Source organism: Agromyces cerinus subsp. cerinus (assembly GCF_900142065.1).
Classification (GTDB): Bacteria; Actinomycetota; Actinomycetes; order Actinomycetales; family Microbacteriaceae; genus Agromyces; species Agromyces cerinus.
The window spans coordinates 144,638-157,464 of record NZ_FSRJ01000006.1; the positions used below are offsets into that span (position 1 = coordinate 144,638).

General features: G+C 68.7%; 8 protein-coding genes. 4 read left to right on the forward strand and 4 right to left on the reverse strand.

Features of this window, described 5'->3' with window-relative positions:
- The first annotated feature begins 121 nt into the window (after nucleotides 1-121).
- The 3 genes from BUR99_RS19345 to BUR99_RS19355 all read left to right on the forward strand — a co-directional run bounded on the left by BUR99_RS19345 (nucleotide 122) and on the right by BUR99_RS19355 (nucleotide 2,832).
- Complete coding sequence (locus tag BUR99_RS19345; RefSeq protein ID WP_074262031.1) at nucleotides 122-511, forward strand: RidA family protein; 390 nt, start codon at nucleotides 122-124, stop codon at nucleotides 509-511.
- 76 nt (nucleotides 512-587) lie between these two features.
- Complete coding sequence (locus tag BUR99_RS19350) at nucleotides 588-2,387, forward strand: MDR family MFS transporter (RefSeq protein WP_084184172.1); 1,800 nt, start codon at nucleotides 588-590, stop codon at nucleotides 2,385-2,387.
- Between the two features lies 1 nt (nucleotide 2,388).
- Nucleotides 2,389-2,832 carry a MarR family winged helix-turn-helix transcriptional regulator gene (locus BUR99_RS19355; protein ID WP_074262032.1) on the forward strand — a complete coding sequence of 148 codons (444 nt, stop codon included), beginning with the start codon at nucleotides 2,389-2,391 and terminating at the stop codon, nucleotides 2,830-2,832.
- 109 nt (nucleotides 2,833-2,941) lie between these two features.
- Here the strand turns inward: BUR99_RS19355 and BUR99_RS19360 are convergent, their stop codons facing one another.
- The 4 genes from BUR99_RS19360 to BUR99_RS19375 form a co-directional block, all read right to left on the reverse strand.
- Entirely contained in the window at nucleotides 2,942-4,789 is a 1,848-nt protein-coding gene (locus BUR99_RS19360) for a Xaa-Pro dipeptidyl-peptidase (RefSeq protein WP_074262033.1), read from the reverse strand.
- Nucleotides 4,790-4,957: 168 nt separating this feature from the next.
- Complete coding sequence (locus BUR99_RS19365; RefSeq protein WP_143231732.1) at nucleotides 4,958-6,223, reverse strand: PucR family transcriptional regulator; 1,266 nt, start codon at nucleotides 6,221-6,223, stop codon at nucleotides 4,958-4,960.
- Between the two features lie 29 nt (nucleotides 6,224-6,252).
- The gene (locus tag BUR99_RS19370; protein ID WP_074262035.1) at nucleotides 6,253-6,861 is read right to left on the reverse strand and encodes a TetR/AcrR family transcriptional regulator; all 609 of its coding nucleotides are present in this window, start codon (nucleotides 6,859-6,861) and stop codon (nucleotides 6,253-6,255) included.
- 105 nt (nucleotides 6,862-6,966) lie between these two features.
- On the reverse strand, nucleotides 6,967-7,878 hold the full coding sequence (locus tag BUR99_RS19375; RefSeq protein ID WP_074262036.1) for a sugar phosphate isomerase/epimerase family protein: 912 nt from the start codon (nucleotides 7,876-7,878) through the stop codon (nucleotides 6,967-6,969).
- 223 nt (nucleotides 7,879-8,101) lie between these two features.
- Between BUR99_RS19375 and BUR99_RS19380 the strand changes: the two genes are divergently transcribed.
- Entirely contained in the window at nucleotides 8,102-12,538 is a 4,437-nt protein-coding gene (locus BUR99_RS19380) for a ThuA domain-containing protein (RefSeq protein ID WP_074262037.1), read from the forward strand.
- The last annotated feature ends 289 nt before the right edge of the window (nucleotides 12,539-12,827 follow it).

Consider the following 12,827-nt stretch of genomic DNA (forward strand, 5'->3'; position numbering starts at 1 on the left):
GCACGACAACCAGCGGTCTTCGGCTCCGTACAGGCTAACGGATGCCCCGGCCGCTCGCAAATCGCGGCGGATCGGGCCGTTCCCCTCGCCGATGTCGGCAGGCGGGGGCAGACTCGCGACCATGGAGATCACACACCTGAACCCAGAGACGCTGCACGCGAACCCGGCCTTCAGCCAGGGTGTGCTCGTGAGCGGCGCCCACCGCACCGTGCACGTCGGAGGCCAGAACGGCACCGACCCCTCGGGCGCGATCGTGCCCGGCGGCCTCGGCCCGCAGACCGAGCAGGCGATCAAAAACGTGCTGGCCGTGCTCGCCGAGGTCGGCGCCGATCAGACGAACGTGGTGCGACTGGCCGTCTACCTCGTCGCCGGCCAATCCGTCGACGACGGGTACGCGGCATCCGCTCGCGTGTGGGGCGCGCAGCCGACGGCGCTGACGGTGCTCATGGTCGCGGGCCTCGGCCGCCCCGACGCCCTCGTCGAGCTGGAGGCGACCGCCGTCATCGAGTGACGATCGTCGATCCGCGGCATCCGCTCGGCCATTTCGCCACGTCGGGAATAGTTGACCGAAGTCCAAAGTTGACTCAATGCAACCAATTATATATAGTTGTCGAATATCAACTTGTAGAGACGTAAGGAACCACGTGACTTCTGTGGCAGACAAGCCCGCGACCGGCTCAGTTCCGGCCGCGCCGGCGCAACGCACCCCCCGTGAGGTGATCATCGCCATCTCCGGCCTCGTCGTGGCGATGTTCGTCGCCGTCATCTCCGGCACGGTCGTCTCGACCTCGATGCCGCTCATCATCGCCGACCTCGGCGGCGACCAGACCGCCTACACCTGGGTCATCACCGCGAGCCTGCTCGCCATGGCCGTCTCGACCCCGATCTGGGGCAAGCTCGCCGACCTCGTGAACCGCAAGGCGCTGCTCATGACGGCCATCGGGCTGTTCGTCGTGGGCACCGCGATCGCCGGCTTCGCTCAAGACACCACGACCCTCATCGCCGTGCGCGTGATCCAGGGCCTCGGCGCGGGCGGCCTCATGTCGCTCGTCATGATCCTCATCGCCGTCATCATCTCGCCGCGCGAGCGCGGCAAGTACATGGGCTTCGTCGGCGGCATCATGGCCGTCGCAACCATCGGCGGCCCGCTGCTCGGCGGCGTCATCACCGACGCCTGGGGCTGGCGCGCCAACTTCTTCCTGCCGGTCCCGCTCGCGATCATCGCGCTCATCGTCATCTCGCGCACGCTGCACCTGCCCCCCATGCCCAAGCGCGCCGTGAAGATCGACTACCTCGGCATCGTGCTGCTCTCGGTCGGCGTCTCCCTGCTGCTCATCTGGGTCTCGCTCGGCGGCAGCCAGTTCGAGTGGGACTCGATGACGAGCTTCGTCACGATCGGCATCTCCGCCGCGGCCATCATCGGCTTCATCATCACCGAGTTCTTCGTGCCCGAGCCGATCGTGCCGATGACGCTCTTCAAGAACCGCACCTTCACGCTCTCGGTCGTCGCCTCGGTCTCGATCGGCGTCGCGATGTTCGCGACGAGCGTCTTCCTCGCGCAGTACTTCCAGCTCGCACGTGGCGCGACCCCGACCGAGTCGGGTCTCATGACGATCCCCATGATCGTCGGCCAGATGGGCGCCTCGATCCTCATCGGCGCACTCATCAGCAAGTTCGGCAAGTGGAAGCGCTTCATGCTCGTCGGGTCGCTGCTCGTCGTCGCCGGCAGCTACCTCATGACGACGCTCAGCTACGACACCGACTACTTCTGGGTCAGCGTCTACATGGTCGTGCTCGGCGCAGGTCTCGGCATGGTCATGCAGAACCTCACGCTCGTCGTGCAGAACGACACTCCCGCCTCGCAGCTGGGTGCCGCGAGCTCGAACGTGAACTTCTTCCGCACGATCGCGGGCACGATCGGCGTCACCATCATGGGCTCGCTGCTGGCCACGCAGGTCACCACGCACATCACGTCGGGGCTGAAGGGCTACACGCCCACCTCGCCCGACGACGTCGAGGCGCTGAAGGGCCTCGCCGGCGGCGGCATCCCCCACGTCTCGGAGCTGCCCGACGGCATCCGCGTCATCATCGAGAACGCCTACGGCAACGGCATCGCCGACGTCTTCTGGATCGCCGTGCCGCTCGCGGTGCTGAGCGTGATCGCCATCGCCTTCCTGCCGAACAAGGCGCTCTCGACGAAGACCTCGGCCGAGCAGCTGAAGGAGGAGCTCGAGCAGGTCGCGATCGACCTGGCCGAAGCCGAGATCGGTGCACCCGTCACCTCGTCGATCCAGCTCGTCGAAGCGGATGCCGCGGCTGAGCGCTCCACGACGACGACCAGTTCGCGCGGCGCCGGCGACACTCCGTCCGCAGGCGGCGACCGATAACATGACCATCGTGACCGAGGCATCCGCAGCCGTCGATGAGGCAATCGCCGAAGTCGAAGTACAGATGAGCCTGCTCTTCAACCGGGCCCGCCTCATCTGGAAGGAGGCGGCGCAGAAGGTCCATCCCGACCTGCAGCCCGCGGCCTACAAGCTGCTGTCGACGATCGTGCGGCTCGGCTCGGCCAACGCCCACGTGCTCGCGGAGATGTTCGAGATGGACAAGTCCGTGGTGAGCCGCCAGGTGCGCACGCTCGAGGAGCTCGGTCTCGTCGACACCCGTGCCGACGAGCGCGACGGGCGCGTGCGCGTGCTCGTCGCGACGCCGGTCGCCGAAGAGCGGGTGCGCGAGGGCAACCAGCAGCGGCTGCGCGACGTGCTGCGCGACCACCCCGAGACGGAGCTGCGCAGCTTCGCCGAGCTGCTCCGGAGCATCGCCGAGGCCTGAACCCGGTCGCCGACCACCAGCGAAGGCCCGCACCACTCGGGGTGCGGGCCTTCGTCGCGTTCGCAGCGACTCGCAGTGCGCCTGCGCCGCGGTTGCGAGCTGTACCGAGCTAGCCCGCCGCGCGCAGCGACGCCTGCAGCGCGCCCATCCCGCCGACCAGGGGCAGGTGCACCGTCGATGCCGACGGCTGGAGGGTGAGCTCGGTGCCAGGCGCGGGGCGCACGGTGTACTCGGAGTCGGACGACATGATCACGACGCCGATCCGCGAACCTGCCGAGAACACGTAGTCCTTCGGCTCGAAGTCGAACCCGAAGGAGTACGACGTCCCCGGCACGACCGGCTCGGTCACGGCCGTCGAGCTGCGGTTCTCGACGTCGGTCCAGCCACGCGTGATGATCTTCGGCGCACCGGTCGCCGGGTACTCGACGAGCAGCGCCGTGAGGTTGGCCTTGGCGCGATCGACCGAGAGCTTCAGCTCCACCGACGGCGTGCCCGAGAGGCGCATGGGCTCGCCGAGCACTGCGGTGCGATATGCGAGCCGGTTCGGAGAGGTCTCCGCCGCCGCGAGAGCGTTCGCACCCTTGCTCGCGTCGTCGATCAGGTTCTCAGTGGCGCGCGAGCCGTCGCGCGAGACGGTGAGCCCGCCGACGCCGTCGGCCGCAGCGGCCGGACCGAACTTCAGCTTGACCTGCTCCATGGCGGGGTCGGGCCACTCGGGGTACTCGGTGAGGGTGCGGTCCTCGCGGACGATGTAGGCCTTCGGCAGCTGCTCCACGCCGTTCTCGACGTCGTAGAGGTAGCGCGTGAACCAGCGGTTGAGCAGCGTGTCGTTCGGGTTGCCGCCGTGGCCGCCCTGGTGGAGGTAGATCTGGTGCGGCACGCCGTTCGCCTTCAGCGCCTCGTAGAGGTCGGAGGCGTTCTTCGTCATCACGTTCCAGTCGTTCAGCCCGTGCGCGACGAGCGTGGCCGCCGTGATCTTGTCGGCGGAGGCGAGGTAGTCGCGCTCATCCCAGAACGCGCTCGAGTCGCCGGTGACGCGATCCTGGTTCGCGCGGAGCTCGTCGATGATCGGCTGGCAGATCTCCTGGTCGAACCGCGTGTACACGTAGTCGGCCAGCACATCGAGGTCTTCACCCTGGTAGCCACCCGGTGCTCGCACGGCGCCGTTCGAGCGGTAGTAGTTGTACCAGCTCGAGATCGCCGACACCGGCACGATCGCCTCGAGGCCCTCGACACCCGTGCTCGCCACGCCGATCGGCAGCGTGCCGTTGTACGACGTGCCGATCATGCCGACCCGGCCGGTCGTCCAGTCGGCCGAGACCTCGGTCGCGCGGTCGATGCCCGTGTACGCGGTCGCCCGGCCGTTCAGCCAGTCGATCACGGCCTTGCCGGCGAGCGACTCGTTCAGGCCGCCCGACGTCGGGCACCCCTCGGACCAACCGCTGCCGAGGCCCTCGGCGTGCACGACGGCGAATCCGCGCGGCACCCAGGTGTTCTCGAGTGATCCCGAGATGCGCGGGCTCGTGCGATTCGTCGGCGTGAACGCCGGCCACGGCTCCTTCTCGGTCGGCGGGACGCCGATCTCGTGGTCGACTCCCCAGTTGGTGACCTCGGTGCCGCCGGCGTAGTACGGGCTCATCTCCATGAGCACCGGCACCTTCAGGCCGGCTGCGGTCTCGGGCACGCGCGTCACGTCGATGTGCACGAGGTCGGGCTTGCCGTCGCGGTCCGAATCGACCTCGCTCTCGACCCACGCCTCCTCGTTGATCCACTCGGACGCCACTCTCGTGAAGACCGCTTGCGAGAGGCCGTCCTGGAAGGTCGGCTCGGCGGGCATCGGTGCCGCGTACGCGGGGGTCGCCGCGATGACGAGGCCGCCGGCGAGAACCGACGTCAGGGCGACGGCGACGACACGACTGCGCCGTCGACGATCTGCGTGTAGGGCCGCTGAAGTCATGTGGAGCTCCTTCGATCGAGATCGGGGCCTGTCGGCTCGCCGCCGCATGCGGACGGAGCGAGGACCCGCTGGCTCACAGGCTAGGCACAGCCGGGGCACGGGTCACGCGTCAGATGTCGCGGCGGGAAGGCGCGGTGGTCGACAGATGTCGATGCCGACGGCGATCGGTCACCGGGCCGTGGGATCGCCGTCGTCGCTCGTCGCCTCGCCCGCACGCAGCAGGAGCGAGATGTGCACCCCGAGACGATCGAGGCCATCGTCGAGGTCGATGCCGAGGATCCGCTGCGCGCGATTCAGCCGGTTGTAGAGCGAGGTGCGGTGCACGCCCAGACGCGCCGCCGCGGTCTGCACGTGGCCGGCGGCCGCGAGATACGACGTGAGCGTGTCGATGAGCACGTCGCCGTCGCGTTCCGCCGCCAGTCGCTCCAGGCCGGGCTGGAAGTCGCCGGACCGCAGACCCGCGGCCGCCGCCGAGTCCAACCCGCGGTACACGCCGAGGCGATCCCAGTGCAGCACGCGCGGCGCGAGCCGGAACGAGGCGGCGATGCCGAGCGCGCGGCGAGCCTCCCGATAGCTCTCGCGCGCCGCGACGACGGATGCCTCGCCGCCGACCGCGACGCGCGGTGCGACGGTGTTCGCGCCGAACGCCTCGGCCGCCGACTCGGCGACGACGCCCGCGATGCGGTCGGTGTCCGTGAAGCGACCGGTCGCCGATGGCACGACGACGACCGCGTGGTCGCGCCTCGCCAACGCCAGCACGCCTCGACCGCCGAGGGCCTGCCGTGCCCGGCGCGCTGCGCGCTCGAGCGGCTCCGCGGCAGGCCCCCGGCTCGACGCGGGCGCACCCGGGCTCAGCACGTAGGCGCGCAGCAGTCCGCTCTCGAACCGGCCGGACTCGACCAGCTCTGCGGCGGCGGCGCGCCGCACCTCGGCGCGACCGAGCATCAGCTCTCGGGCCAACTCGTCTTCCCGCGCAGACTCCCCCTCCAGCGACATCCGAACGCGCGCCCATTCTTCGGCGACCAGTTCGGCCGAAGCGCTGGCGCGTGCGAGATCGAGCGGCGTCTCGCGCCCGGCTGGCTCGACGGGCTCGATGAACCAGAGGTGACCGAACACGATGCCCGATCGGCCGATCGGCACGCAGATGCGCGGCAGCATTCCGAGCTCGGGATTGCCCGGGACGCGCACCGCGGATGTCGCGGCGTAGACGCCGAGCCGGCTGAGCCAGCTGTGGACGGCTGGATCTGCGCGATGCTCGAGGATCGAGCGACGACGAACCTCGTCGATCTCGTCGGGATGCGGACTATAGGCGACGACGGAACGCCGATGGTCCTCGACCAGGGCCGGGCGCCCGAGCTCGGCGGCGATACGGGTGATCGTCTGCTGGAGGCTCATGGGCGTCTCGGTCACGGCTCGTGCGGGTGGGGATGCCACCAGCCTAAGCCGACGAGGCCATGACCGGATCAGACCGGCACGTGCACCGGCACCCGCTCGCCCATCAGCGACATGAGCCGCCGGCAGGTGCGCTGCTCGTTCTCGGGAAGGCACGACTGCGGGCGGAAGAGGGCGATCTGCTTGATGCCCTCCATCGAGGCCATCAGCAGGTCGACGGCGCGATCGACGTCGTCGCACCGGAACTCGCCGGCGCCGACCGCCCGGTGGGTGAGGCCGAGGAAGAACCGCTCGGTCTCGTCGAGGAAGCCCGTCCAGCTCGCGCGCACGTCGGCGTCGTACAGCGACATCGCCACGATCTCCGTGGTGAACACCCGGTTCGCGTCGTCGAGCAGGCAGCTTCGCACCGAGAAGGCGACCGCGGCCTCGAGCTGGTCGGCGAGCCGCTCGTGCACTTCGGTCGCGCCCGCGATCTGGATCCGCCAGGCGCTGTAGTAGAGGTTGCACGCCGCGAGGATGACCTCCTTCTTCGAGGCGTAGTGCCAGTACAGGCTGCCCTTGGTCACGCCCGCGCCCGCTGCGATCTCGTCCATGTTGACGCCCGCGATGCCGCGCGTCGAGAACAGTGCGAACGCCGCAGCAGCGAGTTCGTCGGGTTTCGCCGAGGAGATGGTGGCCATGCCGCTACCGTAGCACCGCGCCATACCGACCGGTATTGAGCGCCATACCGCCCGGGGTTGAAAGGACCGGCTCCGACCGGGGAACCACCGGCCGGAGCCGATCGGTCATACGCCGGCGGGAACGCGGGCGAAGCTCGGGACGCGCTCGGTGAAGCCGGCTTCCACGATCTCCTTGCGCAGCCACTGCACGGATTCGGCGAGCATCGGGCCGCCCTGCCCCTCGCACTCGATGTTCAGCACGCCGTCGAACCCGTGGGCGCTGAGGCGTCGCAGGATGGCACGGATGTTGTCGGCGTTGACGCCGTCGCCGGCCGCCACATGGCTGATCGCGATACCGGTGGCACCGCCGCGAGCCGCCTCGGCGAGCGACGCCGAGACATCCTTGATGTGCACATGCGCGATGCGATCGATGAACCGATCGGCGAAGGCGACCGGGTCGTTGCCGGCGATGAAGGTGTTGCCCGTGTCGAGGTTGAGGCGCAGCCACGGCGTCTCGCCGCAGAAGTCGAGCATCTCGGCGAGGTACTCGGGCCGGGTCGTGAAGTAGCCGTGCGTCTCGATGGTCACGACCACCTGGTGCGCTTCGGCGACGCGGATGATCTCGGTGTAGCTGCGCTTCATCTGGTCGAGCGCCTCGCGGTCCGACAGGCCCTCGGGCTTGTACAGCCCGTCGGTGGTGGCCACCCGCGGGCAACCCGCCTGCGCCGCCCAGGCGATCGCGCGCTGCACGTAGGGCACGCCGATCGACGGACCATCGAGCCCCGACAACGGGTAGGCGGCGTCGATCTGGGAGAACTCGACGCCGTAGCCCTCCATCTTGCGACGGAGCAGCACCGGGTCCTCGAGGAACGAGACATGCGGGAAGTAGCCGAGGCCCTGGATCCAGCACGCGCCGTCGATCGTGCCGGGCTCGATGTAGTGCACGTCGTGCTCCTGCGCCCAGGCCAGTGCCTGCTCGAACGACTTGTGGCTGGAGTTGAACGCGTCGGTGTGGAAGCCGATTCCGATCTCCGGCATGGGGAACCTCTCTCTCGATCGAATCGACCGTCGATCAGGTTGAGCAGACGGCCGGTATGGAGTACTGCAACGCATGACCGCCATCATTGTGCGGCCTGCGGTCGATCGCCATACTAGCCAGTATTGACGTTTCGATGCTGCTGACCATAGCATGCAGAACGTCGGCTTATGCCAACTCCATGACTGAAGTTGCCCATTCACTGTTGAAAGGCGCGGTAGCACGATGAAGTCCAACCGAAAGACCCCGGTCCTCGCGACCGGACTCGCACTGGCGGCGGCGCTGACCGTCGGATTGGTGAGTCCGGCATCAGCGCATCCGAACCACGACGCCGAGCCCGAGTTCCGGGCCCTGATCTTCTCCGAGACGGCCGGATTCGTGCACGACTCGGTCGCCGAGGCGAAGGCGATGTGGGACGAGCTCGCGGCGGAGAACCACTTCGAGGTCGTCCAAGCCACGGATTCCGCGCTCTTCACCGACGCGGGGCTCGCCGATTTCGACGTGATCGTGCTCGCACAGGCGTCGGGCGACTTCTGGAACGCCTCGGAGGAAGCGGCATTCGAGAAGTACGTCCGCGGCGGCGGCGGCGTCGTGGCGATGCACAACCCGATCGACAGCGAGCAGGGCAACGCCTTCTACCGATCGCTCATCGGCACCGAGTTCACCGCGCACTCGGCAGCGAACACCCCCGGTGTGCTCGACGTCGTCGACGGCGACCACCCGTCGACCACCGAGCTGCCCGACAGCATCACCCGCAATGAGGAGTGGTACGGCTACACGAAGTCGGTGCGCGGCGACAAGCACGTGCTCACCGAGCTCGACCCCACGAGCGTGCCGGCGAACACCGCCGGTCGCATGCTCGACCACCCGGTCACCTGGTGCGCCCCGTATGAGGGCGGCCGCACCTGGATCACCTCGATCGGGCACTCCAAGGCGTCGTACAGCGAGGCCCTCGTGCGCCAGCACGCCCTCGGCGGCATCCGCTACGCAGCCGGTGTCGTCGAAGGCGACTGCACGGCGACCGACTGGGACAACTTCGACAAGGTGCCGCTCGACACCGAGACCTCGGCGCCGTGGGGCATTGCGATCGCTCCCGACGAGCGCGTGTTCTTCACCGAACTCGTGCGCGGCCAGGTGCGCATCTACGACCCCGCCCTGCAGTCGACCGTGACCGCAGCGACGATCCCGGTCTACGGCGACGGCGAGAACGGCATGACCGGCCTCACCCTCGACCCCGACTTCGAGACCAACGGCTGGGTGTACCTGTACTACTCGCCCGTCGGCACCCCCGTGAACCGGCTCTCCCGCTTCACGATGGCGGGCAACACCATGCAGCTCGACACCGAGAAGGTCATGCTCGAGGTGCCGGCGACCCGCGTCGCCGGTGAGATCGGCCACACGGGCGGCACCCTGCGCATCGACGGCCAGGGCGACCTCTGGCTCTCGGTCGGCGACGACGTCGTGCCGTTCGAGTCCTCGGGCTACACCCCGATCGACGAGCGACCCGGGCGCGGCCACTTCGACGCCCAGCGCACCTCGTCGAACACGAACGACCTTCGCGGCAAGCTCCTGCGCATCCACCCCGAAGACGACGGCACCTACTCGATTCCCGAGGGCAACATGTTCGCCCCCGGCACCGAGAAGACGCGCCCCGAGATCTTCGCGATGGGCTTCCGCAACCCGTTCCGCTTCAGCGTCGACCTCGACGGCACGGTGTATCTGGCCGACTACGGCCCCGACGCCGGCAGCGCGAACGCGAACCGCGGACCGGCGGGCTACGTCGAGTGGCAGGTCATCCGCGGGCCCGGCAACTACGGCTGGCCGTACTGCCACGCGAACAACATCGCGTACAACGACTTCAACTTCGCGACCAACGCCTCCGGAGCGAAGTTCGACTGCGCGAACCCGGTGAACGACTCGCCGAACAACACGGGTCTCACCCAGCTGCCTGCGTCGATCCCGGCCGAGGTGTACTACTCCTACGGCGCATCGGCGGAGTTCCCGCAGCTCGGCAGCGGTTCCGGCTCCCCCATGGCAGGGCCCGTCTACCACTTCGACGAGGCGCTCGAATCCGACCGCAAGTGGCCGAAGTACTTCGACGGCACGCCGCTCTTCTACGAGTGGGGACGCAACTACATCAAGGAGTTCCAGCTCGACGGCGACGGCAAGCTCAAGGCCATCAACCCCGTGCTGAACAACCTGCAGTTCCTCTCACCGCTCGACCTGCAGTTCGGCCCCGACGGCGCGCTCTACCTGCTCGAATGGGGCGGCGGCTACGGCCGTGACAACCCGAACTCGGGCCTCTACCGCATCGACTACTCGTCGACCGGCCGCGCGCCCACCGCATCGGCGTCGGCCGACGTCACCTCGGGCGGCGCGCCGCTCACCGTCGAGTTCTCGAGCGAGGGCACCGTCGACCACGACGGCGACGAGTTCGAGTACCTCTGGGAGTTCGGCGACGGCGCCACCTCGACCGAGGCGAACCCGAGCCACACGTACGCGGAGAACGGCAACTACGAGGCCCGCCTCACGGTCACCGAACTCACCGAGTACGCGAAGACGGGCACCGCGACGGTCGCGATCGTCGTGGGCAACACCGCTCCGACGGTGACGATCACGACGCCCCCGAACGGCGGCTTCTTCGGCTGGGGCGACACCCTGCCGTGGAAGGTCGAGGTGACCGACCCCGAAGACGGCGAGATCGACTGCGCCGACCTCGCGGTGCAGCCGGCCCTCGGCCACGACGACCACGCCCACCCGGTCGATGCGGTGCACGCCTGCGAGGGCGACGCGCTGACGATCCTCGACGAGGGCCACGCCGCGGCCGACGCCTTCTGGGTGATCGACGCCCGCTACACCGACAAGGGCGGCGACGGCGGCATCCAGCCGCTGACCTCGAGCGACACCAACGTCTACCGTGCGAAGCGATTCCAGGCGCACTATTGGGACGAAGTCGACGACGTCGCCGTGGAGAACAATGCGGCGGCGGAGCAGGGACAGTACGTCGGTGACATCCAGGACGGCGACTGGCTGCGCTACGGCGACGTGAACTTCCAGGGCATCGACGCCGTGCGCTACCGCGTCTCCGCCGGCCCCGAGGGCGGCGGCACCATCGAGCTGCGCCTCGACTCGCCGACCGGCGAGCTGCTGGCGAGCACCCCCGTCGCGAGCACGGGCGGATGGTTCACCTTCAAGGAGACCGACCCCACCCCGATCGAGGCACCCGAGGGCACGCACGACGTCTATCTCGTCTTCGAGTCGAACCCCGGTGTCAACTGGTCGATGACCCTCGACGTGTTCGAGGCGATCGGCGCCGGTGTCGGTGAGCCGCCCGCCGGCACTCCGGTCATCGACAACGCGACGCAGGGCAACTGGATCGGCACGTACGGCGAACTCGGCTACGCGATTCCGAACGTCGGAACCGATCTGCCGACCGGCGTCACCGTGGCCCCGGCCGCCGGCACCGCGGCGTACACGTGGGAGCAGACCGCGACGAATGCGGCCGCGCTGCAGTTGCCGCCCGCCGGCACGTCGCGGCGAGCCTCGACGTGGTTCAGTCCCACCACCGCGCAGGTCGATGTCGGCATTCCGGCAGGCGAGGCGTACGAGCTGTCGGTGTACTACAACAGCTTCGATGCCAGCCGCCAGGCGACGATCACCCTGGTGCGGCCCGATGGATCCCTCATCGGTCCCGCCCAGTCGGTCACCGACAACAAGCACGGCGTGTGGCTCACCTACCAGGTCGCGGGCCCGGTGCAGATCCGCACAGCGAAGGGCACGGGACCGAACGCGGTCATCGGCGGCATCTTCCTCGACGAGGCGGACTCCCCGAACGACGAGGTCGCCCCGACCGTGTCGGCCGACGCCGGTCAGCCCGGCACCTCCGGATGGTTCACCGACGACGTCAGCGTCGAACTGACCGCCGACGACGGGGCCGGATCAGGCGTCGAATCGATCGAGTACTCGATCGGCGACGGCGACTGGGTGAGCTACGACGAGCCCGTCGCGGTCACCGATGACGGCGAGACGCTCGTTCGATACCGTGCGACCGACCAGGCCGGCAACGTCAGCCAGGTCGGCGAGCTCACGGTGAAGATCGACGCCGCTGTTCCGACCGTGATCGCGACGACCGTGGAAGCACCGGCCGACAGCCAGTGGGCCACACGTGGAATCACGCTCACCCTCACCGCCGACGACGGGGCCGGTTCCGGCATCGCCGACGTGCAGTACGCGGTCGGAGACGGCGAGTGGGTCGCCTACACGACTCCCGTCCGTATCTCGGCGGAGGGTCCGAGCACGATCCGGTACCGCGCCCTCGATGTCGCCGGCAATGAGAGCGCACCTGCCGAATTCGAGATGCCCGGCCCGCCGGCGCTCGATGTGACGGCGGTGGCGAGCACGCGGTGCATCTCCGGCAAGGTGCTCGTCTCGGTGAAGGCGACGAACAACGAGGACGTGCCGGTGGCAGTGACCCTCGAGTCGGCGTACGGCATCAAGACGTTCGCCGCCGTCGCTCCCGGCAAGAACGCCGTGCACTCGTTCACGACACGTGCCGCGGAGGTGCCGGCGGGAACGATCGCCGTGACGGCGACCTCGGTCGTCAACGGCGCACCGGTCACCGCGTCGTTCGACACGGCGTACGCTGCGGCATCCTGCAACTGAACGAAAGCTGATCCACCGGTCGGTGGCCCGTCGTCCTCGACGGGCCACCGACCCATTCCCCCGCAACATCACCAGCCCGGCTCGACGCCGGAACACGCTAGGAGACATGAAATGCGCAAGTCAGGATTCGCCGCACGATGCACCGCGGTCACGATCGGCACCGCACTGCTGGTCGGCGTCGCCGGCATCGCCGTGGCAGAAGAGAACCACGGCGACGCCGGCGTCGACGTCAACGTCGCCATCACCGAGATCACCGAACCCGGCGTCCTCGCCATGACCGTCGCCGACA